Source organism: Pontibacter sp. FD36, from assembly GCF_015686655.1.
In the GTDB taxonomy this organism is placed as follows: Bacteria; Bacteroidota; Bacteroidia; order Cytophagales; family Hymenobacteraceae; genus Pontibacter.
Map to the genome: position 1 here is coordinate 201,221 of NZ_JADPMP010000013.1, position 16,233 is coordinate 217,453.

17 protein-coding genes are annotated in these 16,233 nt (G+C 51.1%); 9 read left to right on the forward strand and 8 right to left on the reverse strand.

Going from position 1 to position 16,233, the window contains the following annotated elements; translation table 11 throughout:
* Positions 1-96: 96 nt before the first annotated feature.
* Positions 97-501 (reverse strand): DUF983 domain-containing protein, encoded by a 405-nt coding sequence (locus I0P70_RS18670; protein WP_230392287.1) that lies wholly within the window; start codon positions 499-501, stop codon positions 97-99.
* Between the two features lie 146 nt (positions 502-647).
* Here I0P70_RS18670 and I0P70_RS18675 point away from each other — a divergent pair, with 146 nt between their 5' ends.
* Positions 648-1,526 carry an AraC family transcriptional regulator gene (locus I0P70_RS18675; protein ID WP_196120669.1) on the forward strand — a complete coding sequence of 293 codons (879 nt, stop codon included), beginning with the start codon at positions 648-650 and terminating at the stop codon, positions 1,524-1,526.
* Positions 1,527-1,536: 10 nt separating this feature from the next.
* Here I0P70_RS18675 and I0P70_RS18680 read toward each other — a convergent pair whose 3' ends face one another.
* The 4 genes from I0P70_RS18680 to I0P70_RS18695 all read right to left on the reverse strand — a co-directional run bounded on the left by I0P70_RS18680 (position 1,537) and on the right by I0P70_RS18695 (position 5,560).
* On the reverse strand, positions 1,537-2,451 hold the full coding sequence (locus I0P70_RS18680) for a pirin family protein (protein ID WP_196120670.1): 915 nt from the start codon (positions 2,449-2,451) through the stop codon (positions 1,537-1,539).
* 184 nt (positions 2,452-2,635) lie between these two features.
* Positions 2,636-4,582 carry a PAS domain-containing sensor histidine kinase gene (locus I0P70_RS18685; protein ID WP_196120671.1) on the reverse strand — a complete coding sequence of 649 codons (1,947 nt, stop codon included), beginning with the start codon at positions 4,580-4,582 and terminating at the stop codon, positions 2,636-2,638.
* Between the two features lie 120 nt (positions 4,583-4,702).
* Entirely contained in the window at positions 4,703-5,257 is a 555-nt protein-coding gene (locus I0P70_RS18690; RefSeq protein WP_196120672.1) for a serine acetyltransferase, read from the reverse strand.
* A 75-nt stretch (positions 5,258-5,332) separates the two neighbouring features.
* Positions 5,333-5,560 (reverse strand): hypothetical protein, encoded by a 228-nt coding sequence (locus tag I0P70_RS18695; protein ID WP_196120673.1) that lies wholly within the window; start codon positions 5,558-5,560, stop codon positions 5,333-5,335.
* Positions 5,561-5,747: 187 nt separating this feature from the next.
* On the opposite strand from I0P70_RS18695, the gene I0P70_RS18700 reads away from it, so the two are divergent.
* The 8 genes from I0P70_RS18700 (at position 5,748) to I0P70_RS18735 (ending at position 13,202) form a co-directional block, all read left to right on the forward strand.
* Complete coding sequence (locus I0P70_RS18700) at positions 5,748-6,860, forward strand: SDR family oxidoreductase (RefSeq protein ID WP_196120674.1); 1,113 nt, start codon at positions 5,748-5,750, stop codon at positions 6,858-6,860.
* Between the two features lie 494 nt (positions 6,861-7,354).
* Complete coding sequence (locus I0P70_RS18705; protein ID WP_076421573.1) at positions 7,355-7,828, forward strand: small multi-drug export protein; 474 nt, start codon at positions 7,355-7,357, stop codon at positions 7,826-7,828.
* Between the two features lie 128 nt (positions 7,829-7,956).
* Positions 7,957-9,078: an MBL fold metallo-hydrolase gene (locus tag I0P70_RS18710; RefSeq protein WP_196120675.1), complete on the forward strand. Its 1,122-nt coding sequence runs from the start codon at positions 7,957-7,959 to the stop codon at positions 9,076-9,078.
* Between the two features lie 78 nt (positions 9,079-9,156).
* Positions 9,157-10,974: a long-chain fatty acid--CoA ligase gene (locus I0P70_RS18715; RefSeq protein ID WP_230392288.1), complete on the forward strand. Its 1,818-nt coding sequence runs from the start codon at positions 9,157-9,159 to the stop codon at positions 10,972-10,974.
* A gap of 68 nt (positions 10,975-11,042) precedes the next feature.
* Complete coding sequence (locus I0P70_RS18720; RefSeq protein ID WP_196120676.1) at positions 11,043-11,474, forward strand: cytochrome c; 432 nt, start codon at positions 11,043-11,045, stop codon at positions 11,472-11,474.
* Positions 11,475-11,653: 179 nt separating this feature from the next.
* On the forward strand, positions 11,654-12,409 hold the full coding sequence (locus I0P70_RS18725; RefSeq protein WP_196120677.1) for a sulfite exporter TauE/SafE family protein: 756 nt from the start codon (positions 11,654-11,656) through the stop codon (positions 12,407-12,409).
* Positions 12,410-12,531: 122 nt separating this feature from the next.
* Entirely contained in the window at positions 12,532-12,774 is a 243-nt protein-coding gene (locus I0P70_RS18730; protein WP_196120678.1) for a MoaD/ThiS family protein, read from the forward strand.
* 11 nt (positions 12,775-12,785) lie between these two features.
* Positions 12,786-13,202, forward strand: a complete 417-nt coding sequence (locus I0P70_RS18735; protein ID WP_196120679.1) for a molybdenum cofactor biosynthesis protein MoaE — start codon at positions 12,786-12,788, stop codon at positions 13,200-13,202.
* Here the strand turns inward: I0P70_RS18735 and moeB are convergent, their stop codons facing one another.
* Genes moeB through moaC form a run of 3 tightly spaced genes read right to left on the reverse strand, consistent with a single transcriptional unit; the run spans position 13,203 to position 15,890 of the window.
* Positions 13,203-14,264, reverse strand: a complete 1,062-nt coding sequence (gene moeB / locus I0P70_RS18740; RefSeq protein WP_196120680.1) for a HesA/MoeB/ThiF family protein — start codon at positions 14,262-14,264, stop codon at positions 13,203-13,205.
* Positions 14,264-15,433, reverse strand: a complete 1,170-nt coding sequence (locus tag I0P70_RS21625; protein ID WP_196120681.1) for an NTP transferase domain-containing protein — start codon at positions 15,431-15,433, stop codon at positions 14,264-14,266. The genes moeB and I0P70_RS21625 overlap by 1 nt, the downstream gene beginning before the upstream one ends.
* Positions 15,414-15,890 carry a cyclic pyranopterin monophosphate synthase MoaC gene (gene moaC, locus I0P70_RS18750; protein ID WP_196120682.1) on the reverse strand — a complete coding sequence of 159 codons (477 nt, stop codon included), beginning with the start codon at positions 15,888-15,890 and terminating at the stop codon, positions 15,414-15,416. Before moaC ends, I0P70_RS21625 begins: the two co-directional genes overlap by 20 nt.
* Positions 15,891-16,233 lie beyond the last annotated feature (343 nt).

The following is a 16,233-nucleotide window of genomic DNA, read 5'->3' on the forward strand; positions in this document are numbered from 1 at the left end:
GAGCCAGTGCGGCGTATAGTCTCGTTTCAGCCAGACAAGTTCTTTGTCCGGCGTATTTTCATCCTCGGTTCTACGATGGTGCTCCATGCTCCCGGATCAGTGTGTGTGCAATTTTTTAGGGATCTGGGTGCTGGGCCCCTCATACCTGATAAAGATATGGATCCAAAGCGATCGGGACAGTCGGAAGATAATCGGCAGCAAACCCACTACGGTTATTCCGACCAGGGCCATCATCATGGGGATAGTTACCTCCACTCCTGCCTGGTACATCACAAAAAGAAACACCAGAAAAATAGCCACGTTGAATGCGAAGCTCACATACATGGCCCCATAGTAATAGCCCGGCTCCGGCTCAAAAACCTGACCGCAGCAGGGGCAGTTCGCGTGCATGTCTGCAAACCTGGGGCTATACAGGGTTCCTTCCGGAAACATGTTCCCCTCCCGGCAGCGCGGGCATTTTGCGGTAGCGACACTGTATAAAAATGACTTTTTCTCGCTCATGACGTTCTGTATCCTAATAACTAAGCAAATTTAGCTCTTTAGTATGCTGTTGAATCGGCACAAAAACGACGAAATGCTGTACTTTTATGCTGAACACTCAGCACTCAATCAAAGGATTCATCTGAGGGCATAGAACAAAAACTGCCATGGCAAAAGAACATCTTCCCATTTACCAGATACAGGATTTTGAAGCCCAGTCCCGCAAAGACAGGTACTTCTACATCAGTTCTTTTTCCGCCCACCTGCAGGAGCACCTGTTCATCCGCAAACCTCACAAACACGACTTTTACATTATCCTGTTTATCACGCAGGGCCAGGGCACTCATACCATCGACTTCAAGACCTATGACGTGCAGCCCGGCAACGTGTTCTTCCTGACACCCGGACAGGTGCACAGTTGGGAGCTCTCGAGTGATGCCGATGGCCTGATCATCTTCTTTTCGCAGGAGTTTTATGCAAAGGAGTACCCGCACAGAATGCCGTTCGAGTTTCCGTTTTTCAATGCCTTGCTCTACAATCCGGTGCTCCGGATCAGCCAGGCGCATGAAAATACCCTGATGCCCATTCTGCAACTGCTGCAGCAGGAATACAGGCAGAACGGGTTGATGCGAGATGTAGCCCTTAGCAGGTACCTGGACATACTGCTGATCGAGCTGACCCGTATTTTCAGACCGGGTGAGGCTGTGAAAGGGACTTTTGCGAAAGACCTTGCCCTGCTGCAGCAGCTGGAGCGACTCATCGACCTGCACTACAAGGAGCAACAGCCTGTGTCTTTTTATGCAGAACACCTGCATGTGACGCCCAAGCACCTGAACGACGTCTGCCGCAATGCCCTGAACAAAACTACCAAAGAGCTGATACAGGACAGAACATTGCTGGAGGCGCAGCGGCTCTTGGTACATGCTGACCTCACGAGTTCTCAAATCGCTGCGGAGCTCGGTTATTTTGACAATACCTATTTCTTCCGCTTTTTCAAAAAGCACATAGGCTGCACCCCGGAGCAATTCAGGGCTTCGAACAAGTAAGGACTATACCTTAAGACAGCGCCTGCGGCGAGGGTCCACCGGCAGGTTTGGAACGATCGGCAGGAAGCGGTACGTACTCCAGGTTGTCAGTGGGAGGCAGCAGGATGCGTCCTTCTTTCCAGTCTGCTTTTGCCTGCTCTATCCGCTCCTTGCGCGAGGACACAAAATTCCACCAGATATAGCGTTCGCCCACTGGCTCTCCGCCAAGCAGCATCAAAGTAGTAGGCTCCTTGGCCACGATCATAGGGTCTGCCCCTTTGTTAAAGACCAGCATTTGCCCTACGGTATAAGTTTTGTGGGAGACTTCTATACTGCCTTTGGCCACATAAACGCCCCTTTCCGAGTGCTCTTTTGGCAAACCAAAGCGTGCGTCCTTTTCCAGCACGACATGCAGGTAAAACAGGGGTGAATGGGTTTTCACGCCATTGCGCAGCCCGTAAGCGTCGCCGGCAATCAGGCGCATCCACACGCCGGTTTCTGTAAAAATGGGGAGTTGTTCGGGTTTGTAGTTCTCAAACGAAGGGGCGGACTCTTCATCCTTTTCAGGCAGGGCTACCCAGGTCTGAATCATTTCGAGCTCACCCCCTGCGAGGGTAGCGGGGTCTTCGAAGCGTTCGGAGTGCGCAATGCCGCTACCTGCTGTCATCCAGTTTACCTCTCCCGGCCTGATGATCTGCTCCACACCCAGGCTGTCGCGGTGGGTCACCTGCCCGCCAAACAAATAGCTGACAGTGGAAAGGCCTATGTGCGGATGTGGCAGCACATCCATGTCGTGACTGATGGACGGCTGCAGGTCTACAGGTCCGGCATGGTCCATGAAGATAAAGGGGCCGACCATGCGGCGCAGCCGAAATGGCAGAATACGCCGCACGTCCATTCCGGGAGCGAGCGAGGCTTTGCGTGCTTCAATGACAAGATCCAGCATTTGTGTGTATTTAATGTAATCCTATACCTGGTATGAAACGCTCGCCTCTGCACGATGGCCCTGCACAGGCCGCGGCCATACCTCATTACTGAGGTATACGCTGAAAGTTGTGCCCACGCCCACTTCCTTTTTTACTTCTATCCTACCTTCATCAGGCAAAGAAATGACGTTTCAGGTATGGCCATCATTTCTTTGTCTGATGGAAGCGCACTATAAATCTTGAACCCACTCCTTCCTCACTTTCCACTGAAATACTGTCGCCGGAGTTGTCGAGAATGCGCTTCACCAGGTATAGTCCTATACCTGAACCCTCCACATGGTCATGTGCTCGCTTAAACAAAGAGAAAATCTTACCGATCTGACTCGGGGCCAGGCCCAGGCCGTTATCCTGTACCGAGAGTTCGTACACCCCACTTTCGGTTATGGTTGTACTGATTTTGACCATCGGATTTCGATCAGGGTTCGAATACTTGATGGCATTGGAGACCAAGTTGAATAGAATACTCCGAAGGTTTTTGCGGGAGTAGCGCAGGGTCTCAAAGTCCATACCCTTGCACTGTACAACTGCTCCAGTATGTTCGATGTAAGGCTGCAGGCTGATCTTGATGTCTTCCAGCATATCCCGAATCTGCACGTCTTCCGGTGCCTCGTGCTCGTGCTTCAGTTTTGTCACGTCAGACAGGTCTGCGATCACGTTTTTGAGCGTGCCGAGTGCGCCATTCATGTGTTTTAACAGCACCTCATGTTTTTGTAAGTCCTCTCCCAGGTCTTCCTCCAGCGCCTGCAGCAGGCCTTCGAGGTTGGTGATCGGCGCTTTCAGGTCATGGGAGGCCGCGTACACAAAATTATCAAGCTCGTTGTTGATCTTGATCAGCTCACTATTCTTGTGCATCAGCTCCTCGTTGCGGCGGCGTTCTGTCAGGTCCCGGGTTACTTTGGAGTAACCCAGCAGCCGCTTTTTGCCGTTGTAAATAGGCGTTATCACCACATTCGCCCAAAAAGCTGTGCCGTCTTTGCGAATGCGCCAGCCCTCGTCTTCAAAGCGACCCACCTCTTGCGCCTTCCTGAGTTCATACTGCGGAAAGCCTTTTGAGATAGATTCCCGATCATAGAAAGTAGAAAAATGACGACCGATGATCTCTCCTGATTTGTAGCCCTTGATACGTTCGGCCCCTTCGTTCCACCTCATCACGATCCCTTCCGGGTTAAGCATCAGAATGGCATAGTCCTTTACACCATCGATCAGCAAGCGGCTTTTTTCTTCACTCTCCCGCAGCTCTTCATTCACTCGGAAAAGCTGTTGCTCCATCTGAAGCTTTTCAGTCAGGTCGCGGGTTATTTTCGAAAAGCCGATCAGATCTTTCTTTTCATTGAAAATAGCAGTGATTACCGTGTTTGCCCAGAAGACGGAACCGTCTTTCCTGTAGCGCCAGCCGGTGTCCTCAAATCTGCCGTGCTCTTTTGCCTGTCTGAGTTCATAATCCGGAAACCCTTCCTCTACCTGCTCCTGGCTGTAGAACCTGGAAAAATACTTTCCGATGATCTCGTTCGCTTCATAGCCATTCATGCGGCGGGCGCCATGATTCCAGGTAGCCACATTGCCCCCCGGGTCCAGCATGAAGATGGCATAGTCTGTCACCCCTTCTATGAGCAAACGAAAGCGTTCTTCGCTCTCCTTCAACTCCTCAAAGGCGCGGTACAGATCATCTTCAGCCTTTTTGCGCTCCGACAGGTCGCGGGTGACCTTAGAGAAGGCAATCAGCTGCTGGTCTTTGTCATACACAGGTGTGATGACCACATTCGCCCAAAAGACGGAACCGTCCTTTTTCACGCGCCAGCCTTCCTCTGTGTACTTGCCCTCCGCGATGGCTTTGCTCAGTTCCTCTGCCGGGTGGTTTTCGTCAATATCCTTTTTCGTGTAAAAGATCGAAAAATGCTTCCCGATGATTTCTTCAGCATCATAACCTTTTATCTGCTTCGCCCCGGTATTCCAGGTGCTGATGTAGCCTTCCGGATTGAGCAGAAAAATCGCATAGTCTGTTATGCTGTCGATCAGAATCCGGTACTGCTCCTCACCGCCGGTATCTATACCTGCTGCGGCAGCAGTAACTGGTTTTAAGTTTATGTCCATTAAAAAAAGCTGCTTAGGTAAGGTGAGTAGGTATGGGAGTCTTCAGCCTTTTTAGGTTAAAATTGCTGGTATTCAGGCAATATATGAAAAAATATTAACTAGGTCTGGCGAAAAACCAGGCTATACCTCCTGCGGCTGCAGGTTACTGTTTACCTCATCGGGCATGGCAGGCTGGTCAAGACGCCTGATGACACGGGCCGGATTACCCACTGCTACGCAGTTATCAGGTATGTCTTTTACTACGACAGATCCCGCACCAATGCGCACGTTGTTCCCTACGCGCACCTCCCCGATGATGCACACGTTGGCGCCTAGTTCCACGTTGTTACCGATAATAGGAGAACCAGTATAACTGCCGTCCTCGCGACGTATGTTACCCAATGTAGTGGAGTGGCGGAAAAAGCAGTTTTCACCGATCACGGAGCAGCCGTTCACTACCAGAGCCTGTCCGTGGCCCAGGAAAAAATTCTTACCCACGGTGGTCCAGTGAGGCAGTTCTATACCCAACACCCATTCGACAAAGAACTTGTAAAAGGCCAGGTATGGCAACCAGATAATGCGGAAAAGGGTGTTGATAGAAGCAGGTCGGGCCAGGCGGAATAGCACCATCACGAGGCGCCCTTTAAGATTTCCTTTGTTGACGTTCCAGTCCTGGAACACATAAGACAAAAACATAGGCGAGTATTAATTTATATTCCGCATACGCTATGTTGCGGCCTGGCGTTGCAACATTCAAACCAAGCCCGTCCCCTACTCCGGCTTTTTCCGGATAGCCCCATACAGCACAGGGCTGAAAAAACGCAGATTTTCAAGTACACAGGCCATGCTGAAAAATTTTTCAGGATCAATCTCGGATTCCTCTGCCATGGCAGCCAGCAGCATGTCTAAGGTATAAGTGAACGTGGCGTCGAACTCTTCTTCGGTCATTTTATTTATCTCAGGGGTATCGTCCTGCTGTATAACCACAATACTAGCCATTTAATTTCAAACCTGCCCTGTCACCCAAAACCCGACGCTGCCGTTTATCCCCGGAAAACTAAAACCAGAACAGGTATAAAACTTAGTGAAAGCCTGAGGACTAAGGCAGCTATTCCCTAACTGCAAGTCCAGATGTGCGTACCTTATTAAGGTATAATCTATTTTCCGACAAAACAACTGATGAACTATGAAGATCAAACTAAAACCATTGAAGGACCAGGTAATCGTGATTACAGGGGCATCGAGCGGTATCGGGCTTTGCACAGCCTTTGCCGCAGCCGAAAAAGGAGCGCGCCTGGTGCTGGCGGCCCGCAACGAGCAGGCGCTGTACGATATAGCACAGGAAATAAATGACAAAGGCGGCGAAGCTATTGCCATCGGGGCAGATGTGGCCCGGCAGCAGGATGTGCAGCGTATCGCCGATATGGCCATGTCACATTTTGGCGGCTTTGATACCTGGGTGAACAACGCCGGCGTTTCTGTTTACGGTCGCCTGCTGGAGGTGAGTGACGAAGACAACCGCCGCCTCTTCGAAACAAACTTCTGGGGAGTAGTGTATGGCTCACAGATGGCCGCCATGCACCTGCGCAACCGGGGTGGGGCCATCATCAACATTGGCAGCGTGCTGTCCGACATGGGTATTCCGATGCAGGGCATGTACAGTGCCACAAAGCATGCTGTGAAAGGCTTTACAGATTCCCTGCGCATAGAACTGGAAGAGGACGAAGCACCTGTATCGGTTACGCTGATCAAGCCTTCGGGCATTAACACCCCCTACCCTGACCATGCCAAGAACTACACAGACCATAAACTGACCCTGCCGCCACCGGTATACGAGCCGGAAGAAGTGGCCAACGCTATCCTCTATGCTGCCACCCACCAGAAACGCGACCTGATGGTAGGCGGAGGCGGCAAGCTTATGAGTCTTACAAATAAGATCGCACCGGGCCTGATGGATACTTCCAGTGAACTCCTTATGACGGATATGCAGCTTCTTGACGAATCGCCACAGCACCGCGATGGTGCCTTGCACAGACCAGGTGAAGGCGGCCGCATACATGGCCGCATCAAGGACACCATGCCAACCAGCCTCTACACCCGTGCACTCACTAACCCTGTAGTGGCGGGCGCTGTAGTGGCCGCAGCAGGTGCCGCCGCTCTGGCTCTGATGGGCAAAAAGCGCACAGACAACGGTAATCGCAATTACAAGCAGGAGAATACCAAACCAGAGATGGTAGAGGTTGTGGAGATTGTAGAAGAAGTGAATGTTAATCCACTTCCTCCGCAGCGACCGCTATAAACTACTGTTTGCAGCCTGCGCCAACTGTGCAGGTAAAGCATAAAAGCTTCAAAAACAGGTGCAAAGTCCAGAACTTTTGCACCTGTTTTTGTTTTTACATAGAGAGCAGTTGGGATAGCCAAATGACTAAAATAAATATATTACAATAAAAACAAGCATTAAGGCTTAACACAGCCCCTCATCTGCCCAACAAAATTTTGTTTAAAATATTGCTTAAGAGCCTATATAGGTTAATTTAACTTGATCAAACCAGAAACACATTTGATATTATATTTATAATTAGTAAATCACTATATCAAAAAACTACCAAAATACGTTGAATTAAATTGATAGTGATGCTGTTACAGGTGCACTAGTTACTCAACTGAAACATCTGATATAGAGGTGGATAAAATATTTTCAGTGACAGTAGCATGTTCTGATGTATAACCACCGATTTTGACGTTATATTTGCAGACTTTAAAATAGTAGCTTAGCTTATTTTTTAGAACAATATGTTTGAAACGCTTCTTTATACCTTTCTTCTGAGTATCTCCCCATTCGGTGAAGCGCGGGCAGGCATACCTTACGCCATTCTGAACAACGTTCACTTTATACTGGCTTTTCTGATCGGCACGGTGGCCAACACCCTGGTGTTTCCGTTGTTCATGTGGCTGATCGATACATTTAGTCAGAAGTTCTGGCCATTTAAAGCCTACAAAAAAGGTGTAATCTTTCTGTCAAAGCGGGCCAAAAAGATCGCTGGCGACAATGTGAAAAAGCATGGTTTCTGGGGACTGATGGTGTTTGTGATGATTCCGCTTCCTGGCACCGGAGCCTACATGGGTACCATTGCAGCCAACATCTTTAAGATCGAGCGCAAGAAAGCCTTTATGGCCATCAGCCTGGGTGTAGTGATCTCGTCTATCTTCATGGCTCTGGCAACCCACCTGGGTCACCTGGGAGTGACGCAGCTTTCCTTTAACTAAGACGGCATACCGGATTTTACCGGATACATATGAAAGCCCTGCTTGCAAAGCCTGAATGGCTAAACGCAAGCAGGGCTTTTTGCTGCGCAATCCCCCTCCTGCATCAGAAGAATTCGTAATTTTGCCCCATGACGCTAAAACGGATCATCAGCTATACCTTCCTTTTTCTTTTGCTGCTTATCGGTGTGGCCGGTTGCAGCTTCATGCAGCTCTCTCCTCAGTTTGGCGCAGAGGCCAAAGGCAAGCGATTGCAAGCCATGCAGGCCTCTCCTCACTACCACGATGGTGTCTTCCATAACCCAGTCGAGACCAACATGGACATCGGCTTCAAAGGCTATGTGAAGATGATCCGCTCACGCTTCTTCGACGAGGTTGAAAACCAGGAGCCGGACTGGTACCTGCCCGTTGACAAAATAGCACCCGAGCGACTTGAAAAGGTGCAGGACACAGCCACTGTCATCACCTGGTTCGGACACTCCGCTTTTCTGATCGAGCTGGACGGCAAGCGCCTGCTCGTCGATCCGATGCTGGGCGAACGGGCCTCTCCCATCAGCTTCATGGGGCCAAAGCGCTTCAATGAGGAGTTACCTATTCCGATCGAAGACCTGCCCTATATCGATGCGATCCTGATCTCGCATGATCACTATGACCACCTGGATTATGGTTCTATTAAACAACTAGCCGACAAAACCGGGCACTTTTATGTAGCCCTTGGCGTGGGCGCGCACCTGGAGCGTTGGGGGGTACCCGCCGAAAAGATTACGGAGCTGGACTGGTGGGACGAAGCCGAGATGGCAGGTATAAAGTTTGTCGCCACCCCAGCCCGCCATTTCTCCGGGCGAGGTTTCTCAGATCGCATGAAAACCCTGTGGGCCTCCTGGGTCATCGTTGGGAAAGAAGACCGTATCTTCTTCAGTGGTGATACGGGTTACTTCGATGGGTTTAAAGAGATCGGCGAAAAGTACGGCCCCTTTGATATTACACTGCTGGAGTGCGGACAGTACAACGAGCTCTGGTCCAGTATCCACATGATGCCGGAGCAAACCGTGCAGGCACACCTCGACCTGAAAGGGAAACTGATGATGCCGATCCACTGGGGCGCTTTTGCTCTGGCCCTGCATTCCTGGACCGATCCGATCGAGCGAGTGACCAAAGCAGCCAAGTCGCAAGGTATAATGATGACGACACCACGCATCGGGCAATCAATCATACTGGGTCGCCAGACACCCCGCAGCAAGTGGTGGGAATAGGACCTAGCCGACTCAAATTAGCAACACAGAAAGCCTGTTCGCAGTATTGCTAATAGGCATCTACACAAGCACCACGTTTTGAAAAACAATACGAACACCACACAGCAGGCCAGACCTGCACGCCTCTTTGACTGCATTGACTGGCAGTTGCAGCAGTTTCCACTTGACGATATGCTGGCTTCAAAAGAAGACGGTCAGTGGCGCACCTACAGCACCCAGGAAGTAAAGGACCTTGTTAACCGCATCAGTGCCTCCCTGCTCAGTGCCGGTATCAGTAAAAACGACGGCACCCCGGAAGGCCGTGACAAAGTAGCCATTATCAGTCCGAACTGTCCGGAATGGATGCTGGTGGACATGGGCATCCAGCAAATCGGTGCCATTTCGGTCCCCATCTACCCGACTATCAGCAATAGTGAGTTGGAGTTTATCCTGCGTGATGCTACTGTGAAAATGATCTTTGTAGGCAACGAGGTGCTGTATCGCAAGATAGTAGGTATGCAGGATGCCCTGCCTGAGCTGCAGGCGATCTATACCTTCAAACCAGTAGAAGATGCTCCCTCCTGGAAAGAGTTGCTAACCGAACCTGCTGTCCATACCCTGCAACAGCTAGAGGTGCTGCGCGATGCCGTAGAGGACCACGAGCTGGCCACCATCCTGTATACATCTGGCACTACGGGCACTCCCAAAGGGGTGATGCTCTCCCACTTCAGTATCCTGAACAATGTGTTCGACAGTGCCCTGATCATTGAAGAAGTGGGTGTGTTCCGCAAGAAGGCCATCAGTTTTCTGCCACTCAACCATGCTTTCGAGCGCATGGCCACCTACTGCTACTTCTACTGCGGCGTATCCATTTACTATGCCGAAGGAATGGAGACCATTGCCGGCAACCTGCGGGAAGTGAAGCCCACTATTTTCACGACAGTGCCGCGTTTGCTGGAGAAGGTATACGAAGGCATTGTGGCCAAGGGATCTGAACTCACAGGCAACAAAAAGAAGATCTTTTTCTGGGCACTGGACCTGGCCGAGCGTTTTGAGATCAACAAGCCGATGCCACTGACCTACCGCCTGCAGTTGGCCATTGCCGACCGGCTGGTGTTCAGCAAATGGCGACAGGCATTGGGCGGCGAGGTGAAGTCGATTATCACAGGTGCGGCCGCTTGTCAGGTACGACTGCTCCGCATCTTCACAGCCGCTGGCATTGTCATACAGGAAGGCTACGGTCTCACCGAAGCCTCCCCGATCATCAGCGGCAATCGCTATTCCGAGGAAAATCGCATGTTCGGTACGGTAGGTCCGCTGCTCAAAAATGTGGAAGTGAAGATCGCACCTGACGGAGAAATCCTCTGTAAAGGACCGAACGTGATGATGGGCTATTACAAACGTCCTGACCTGACCGCGGAGGTGATCGATAACGAGGGCTGGCTCCATACCGGCGACATTGGCACCTTGATCGATGGAAAATTCCTGAAAATAACCGACCGAAAGAAAGAGCTATTTAAGACAAGCGGCGGCAAGTACGTAGCCCCGCAGCCGATCGAAAACAAAATGGTAGAAAGCGGTTGGATCGAGCAGATCATGGTAGTCGGGGAAATGCAGAAGTTTGTGGGCGCCCTGATCGTGCCAGCGTTTAACAAGCTGCGCGAATGGTATGACCAGCAGGGCAAATCCTACCCAGGCAATCAGGAAGTGCTGGAAGACAAAGAGGTATGGACGCTGATCAAACAGGCTGTGAATCAATACAACGTAGAGTTCAACCCAGTGGAACAAGTCAAAAAATTCGCCCTTATACCTGCCGAATGGTCCATCGAAACAGGTGAGCTCACGCCTACGCTTAAGCTGAAGCGCCGGGTCATTCTGGAAAGGTATAATCACCTGGTAAGTTCACTGTATGTATAGTCCGATTCATCGAACAGCCTGCACAACTGGCGAATAATGCCTATATTAGTCCTTCTAAATTCAAAAACATGATCAAAAGCTTATTGACAGCTCTTTTGCTGACTACCGGTATTTTGTCTATAGATTCACCCGGCAACCTACCTGTTACTAACAAACCGAACGACACCCTGAAAGAAAGTCTGGCAAGAGGCCAGCAGGTATACGCTGCCAATTGTGCGAGCTGTCATATGGCAGAGGGCGAAGGGATACCATCCACTTTCCCGCCGCTGGCCAAATCCGATTACCTGATGAAAGATCAGAAACGGGCGATCCGCACGGTATTACACGGGCTGAGCGGCGAAATTACTGTCAATGGCGACACATACAATATGGCCATGCCTGGCTACGATTCCTTATCAGATCAGGAAGTGGCTGATGTGCTTAACTACATCCAAAACAGCTGGGGCAACAAAGCCAAGCCTGTAACACCCGCCCAGGTAAAAGCGGAACGGAAGAAGTAGAGATTTTTTCGCTTAAAAGGCTTAACCCCTCGCTCGCGTCCCGCGAGTGTGAGCTATCCAGTGGCGTCCCGCCACTTGTGCCATTTAGCACAAAGAGTAGCGGCCGGAGTCCGCCAAATAGTTCGCACTCGCGGGACGCGAGCGAGGGGGTCTGCTTATATAACCGCAAAATCAAACGCATGCAGCACTGGGAGTTACTGTTCTTCTTTTTCGTGATTGCCTTTGTGTATGCCTCCGTGGGTTTTGGCGGAGGATCGAGTTACCTGGCTGTGTTGGCGATGTATAGCCTGCCCTTTCAGGAAATTCGCCTGATCGCCCTGCTCTGCAATGTGGTGGTGGTGACGGGCGGCACGCTGCTGTTCATCCGGCACGGACAAGTCAACTGGAAGAAGATCATTCCGCTGGTGCTGGTGAGCGTGCCGATGGCTTTCCTGGGGGCAAGTCTGCGACTGGAACAGGAAACCTTTTTTGTTTTGTTGGGATGTAGTCTGCTGACGGCGGCCGTACTGCTTTGGAGACAAAACCGCTCTATACCTGAGCAGGTCGACGCCCATCCTACACAAGCTAACTATACCCGTGACGGTCTGTTGGGCGGCAGTCTTGGTTTGCTGTCCGGTATGGTAGGTATAGGAGGTGGTATATTCCTTGCACCGCTGCTCAACCTGATTCGCTGGGACAATGCCAGGCGCATTGCTGCCACGGCGAGTTTGTTTATTTTGGTAAATTCAATTTCAGGTATAGCAGGCCAGCTAACGCACTTGCCAGCCTCCATCGACTGGAACCGTATACTTCTGCTAGGTATAGCTGTGCTCGCCGGCGGACAATTAGGCTCCCGCATTGCCATTGCCAGGTTCAACCCACTGGTCATCCGTCGCATGACGGCCGTGCTGATATTTGTGGCAGGTATAGAAGTGCTCTACAAACAGCTGACTTAATCAGATAGGTTGAATTTGGCGGCATAGCAAAATATTAGCATCAGGAGAGGCCGAAACACTTCGCTAGAATTGTCAAACGCAGTGTTGTTGATGGTCTCAAATCCATTGTTTAGAAAAAGAATATGAAAGTAAATGTCCTGGCATTCGGTATTGCAAAAGACATCTTTGGGGCTTCGTCCACGGAGGTAGGCCTTGCCGGAGAAGCGACGGTGGAGGCGCTGCGAACAGCACTTGAAACGCAGTACCCCCGGTTGAAACAACTGGCTTCTTTTATGATCGCGGTGAATGACGAATATGCTGCGGCTGGTCAGGTATTGACACCAGAAGATGAAGTCGCCATTATCCCACCGGTAAGCGGCGGTTAATCACAGCGCACATGATCGATATACAACTAACAGAAGAGCCGCTCGAAATCTCCGCCTGCATCGACTGGGTAATGTCGCCAACTTGCGGGGGCATTGACGTGTTCATCGGCACGGTGCGCAACGCCACCAAAGGCAAGGCCGTACTGCGACTGGAGTTCGAGGCCTATGGCAAAATGGCCCTCAGGGAAATGCAGAAAATTGCAGAAGAAGCGCAGGCTAAATGGCCCATCGAAAAGATACTGCTGCACCACCGCACGGGCGTGCTGCAGGTAGGCGAAGTCCCGGTGATCATAGCCGTGGCCGCTGCTCATCGCGATGCCGCCTTTGATGCCTGCCGTTACATCATCGACACGCTCAAGCAAACGGTGCCCATCTGGAAAAAAGAGATTTTTGAAGATGGTGAGGTATGGGTGGCTGCCCACCCCTAATTACTGCTGTTCTTTCCAGGCTTTTATACCCCCTTCTAGAGAGTATATTTCCAGCTCGGGTAACGCCTTTGAGATGCGCTTCACCGCCTCTCCACTCCGCTTGCCCGAAGCACAGTACAACACCAGCGGCTTGTTATCCGGCAATTGATTCATCTGCTCCGCTAGTTGATCGAGCGGCACATGCTTGCCACCAATGTGAAAAGCTTCCCGCTCCTCTTCACGCCGCACATCCACCAGTTCATAGAGCCCTTGGGCTATACCTTGTTTCAACTCCGGCACCGAGATAAGCGGCACTTGCTCTGTTTCCGATAATTTGTCAATCTTCACATTTGACACTTTCCCAACTTTAATGATGCGGCTTTGCATTGACAAGGCATCCAGCAAAAGGAGTTTGCCCACCAACGGTTCACCGGCACCAGTGATTAACTTGAGTACCTCGTTTGCCTGCATACAGCCAATCATACCTGCCAGCGTAGGAATCACACCACCATCGGCACAATTAGGTACCTGCGACGCATCCACCTCCGGAAAAACATCGCGGTAGTTCGGGCTTCTTTTGCCGGCTTCAACCGACACATTCCAGACCGCCACCTGCCCCTCAAATTGGTAAATGGCCCCATACACCAGCGGCTTTCCGGCCAGCACACAGGCATCGTTAAGCAGGTATTTCGTATCGAAATTATCCGTCCCGTCGAGCACCACGTCATAGTCCTGCAGGAGCTCCAGCACGTTGTCCGAGGTCACTTTCAATTGATGGACTACCAGTTTTATACCTGAATTCTGCTGCTGCAGTTTTTCACAGGCGATACGGGCTTTGTTCTGACCTACTTCAGCGGGTGTAAAGAGGATTTGGCGGTGCAGGTTGCCGGGCGAAACCGTATCGAAGTCGGCTATACCTAGCGTCCCTATACCTGCGGCCGCCAGATACTGCGCCGCCGGACAACCCAGTCCGCCAGCACCCACCACCAGTACACGCGCCTGTTGTAGACGCTCCTGGCTGGCTTCCCCGAAACCTGGCAAGGCAATCTGGCAACTGTAGCGTAACAAGTCGGAAGCTTGCATTAGTAAGTGGTTTTTTGTTGAAGAAGCAGCTGTACCTGCTCCAATTCTTCAGGTGTGTTCACGTTGCGAAGGGTATCCGCATGCGCAGCTTCTATCAAATGAATTTCGCTATTACGTAGCACCTTGCGCGGACAGGTATAGCCCTGCGCCAGGAAAGAAAGCAGGACCGGATAACTCTTCGGCTCCCAAATCGCGATCAGCGGCTCCGGAAATCCGTCCTGCGGACTGACGTAGGTGGTGGCATTAACCGAGGTGTCCCTTTTCTCTACGAGGTGCTGCAACGTAGCTGCATCGAGTAATGGCAGGTCGCAAGCCACGACCAACCAGGCGGCATCCGGATCTTCGCGAAAAGCAGATAGAATAGCACCATATGGTCCGAGCCCGGTAAAAGTATCAGGCAGGGTGTTGTAGTTTGCATCCAAATCAGTCTCCTGCTCTGCGCGGCAGGAAATGTATACCTCCTGGCACATTTCGCGCATCAGATCAGCCATATAGTAGCGCTGTTCCTTCCCGTGCCATTGCATCGCGCCTTTGTCCTGGCCCATACGCAGGCTTTGTCCGCCGGCCAGCACCAGGCCTTTTAACTTTGGCTGAACCTGCTGCATTTGGTTTTGAAAGAAAGCCACAATCTTGTCGGTTTCGCTTAGCTTCAGCACAGGTATAGCTTGCCAGTCAGGTATAGCCTCCTGCAAAAAATCATATACCTCCTCCATCCCATCGGCCAGTAAAAACAGCGCGATATTGGTCAGTTGCAGCAGTCTTTTTTGAAGTGACGCTTTCTTAGCTTCATCGATGATCACCACCTGTGCTTTGGCCTGTTCATGATTGCCGTTCACCAAGACCAGGTCAGTTTCGTTAAATAGCTGCCGAAACTGAAATGCATTCAACTCGCGCTTTATGTCGAACTGGTGATAATGGATCTGGTCGGTATACTCAGCCACAGCACCAGAAGCTAATCGCCCCGGCAGCACTGTTTCTTCATCGGCTTTTGCATGTTGGGCATCCACATAAGCACACGTATACCTGGGCGATAGTTCTTTGATCAGTACATCCGCCAGTGCTTTGATGGCACCGCAAGGGGCACCTACAATTGCCCATTCGTTGCGCCCAAAATTACCGTATGCCGGACGGGCGATCTTGCTGTGTTTGCTATGCTCTTTTAAAGTCACGCTTTCCTCCTGTCTTTTCGATCAACTTCGTTTCCCGGATCACAATGTTGTGGCTCAGAGCTTTGCACATGTCGTATACGGTGAGCGCCGCCACTGAGGCCCCCACCAGCGCCTCCATCTCTATACCTGTTTTGGCCGTGATGCTGGCCGTGCAGTCGATCACCACCTCCTGCTGTTCGTTGAGCTGGATGGTTATATTGCAATTGTCCATCCCGATCGGGTGGCAAAGTGGAATCAGCTCCCCTGTCTTTTTGGCTGCCATGATACCAGCAATGATCGCCGTCTGAAACACCGATCCTTTCTTCGTCTGTATATCATCGCCCGCAAACTGCTCCAGCACCTCCGGCGGCAGCGACACAATGCTGCGTGCTGTAGCCATACGGTGCGTCGCCTGCTTAGCCCCCACGTCCACCATGGTCGCCTGGCCTTTATCGTTTAAGTGTGAAAAATCAGTCATGTTTAGTTTTTAATAATGTACGCTATTCCTAATACAGACCTGTCTCTTTATTGAGAGGGGAATAGGGAACGATTGTCATCCCCCTGCCCCCTTCTTTGTCGAGGGCCCCTACCCCCAAGGGGGACTTTGCTGCCACTACCAATTCTCAGGTATAAGCCTTATAGCTACTGTCACGTAATTAACACTGGCAGGTATAGCAAGACTAACTCGCACGTTCATTATGAAACAAGCAGCAGTGCCAAGTGCGTTTTGTGGCGCTCCACTGTTTGAGCGTTCAGCGAGTTTGGAGCGTCTTGATTTTTTTGCTTACTTTTTTCATCAAGGAAAAAAGTAAGGCCCGCCC

Excerpts from the sequence above, each read along its gene's own strand:
- I0P70_RS18670 (WP_230392287.1), bottom strand. The coding sequence starts at position 501 with ATGAGCGAGAAAAAGTCATTTTTATACAGTGTCGCTACCGCAAAATGC.
- I0P70_RS18675 (WP_196120669.1), top strand. The coding sequence starts at position 648 with ATGGCAAAAGAACATCTTCCCATTTACCAGATACAGGATTTTGAAGCC.
- I0P70_RS18680 (WP_196120670.1), bottom strand. The coding sequence starts at position 2,451 with ATGCTGGATCTTGTCATTGAAGCACGCAAAGCCTCGCTCGCTCCCGGA.
- I0P70_RS18685 (WP_196120671.1), bottom strand. The coding sequence starts at position 4,582 with ATGGACATAAACTTAAAACCAGTTACTGCTGCCGCAGCAGGTATAGAT.
- I0P70_RS18690 (WP_196120672.1), bottom strand. The coding sequence starts at position 5,257 with ATGTTTTTGTCTTATGTGTTCCAGGACTGGAACGTCAACAAAGGAAAT.
- I0P70_RS18695 (WP_196120673.1), bottom strand. The coding sequence starts at position 5,560 with ATGGCTAGTATTGTGGTTATACAGCAGGACGATACCCCTGAGATAAAT.
- I0P70_RS18700 (WP_196120674.1), top strand. The coding sequence starts at position 5,748 with ATGAAGATCAAACTAAAACCATTGAAGGACCAGGTAATCGTGATTACA.
- I0P70_RS18705 (WP_076421573.1), top strand. The coding sequence starts at position 7,355 with ATGTTTGAAACGCTTCTTTATACCTTTCTTCTGAGTATCTCCCCATTC.
- I0P70_RS18710 (WP_196120675.1), top strand. The coding sequence starts at position 7,957 with ATGACGCTAAAACGGATCATCAGCTATACCTTCCTTTTTCTTTTGCTG.
- I0P70_RS18720 (WP_196120676.1), top strand. The coding sequence starts at position 11,043 with ATGATCAAAAGCTTATTGACAGCTCTTTTGCTGACTACCGGTATTTTG.
- I0P70_RS18725 (WP_196120677.1), top strand. The coding sequence starts at position 11,654 with ATGCAGCACTGGGAGTTACTGTTCTTCTTTTTCGTGATTGCCTTTGTG.
- I0P70_RS18730 (WP_196120678.1), top strand. The coding sequence starts at position 12,532 with ATGAAAGTAAATGTCCTGGCATTCGGTATTGCAAAAGACATCTTTGGG.
- I0P70_RS18735 (WP_196120679.1), top strand. The coding sequence starts at position 12,786 with ATGATCGATATACAACTAACAGAAGAGCCGCTCGAAATCTCCGCCTGC.
- moeB (WP_196120680.1), bottom strand. The coding sequence starts at position 14,264 with ATGCAAGCTTCCGACTTGTTACGCTACAGTTGCCAGATTGCCTTGCCA.
- moaC (WP_196120682.1), bottom strand. The coding sequence starts at position 15,890 with ATGACTGATTTTTCACACTTAAACGATAAAGGCCAGGCGACCATGGTG.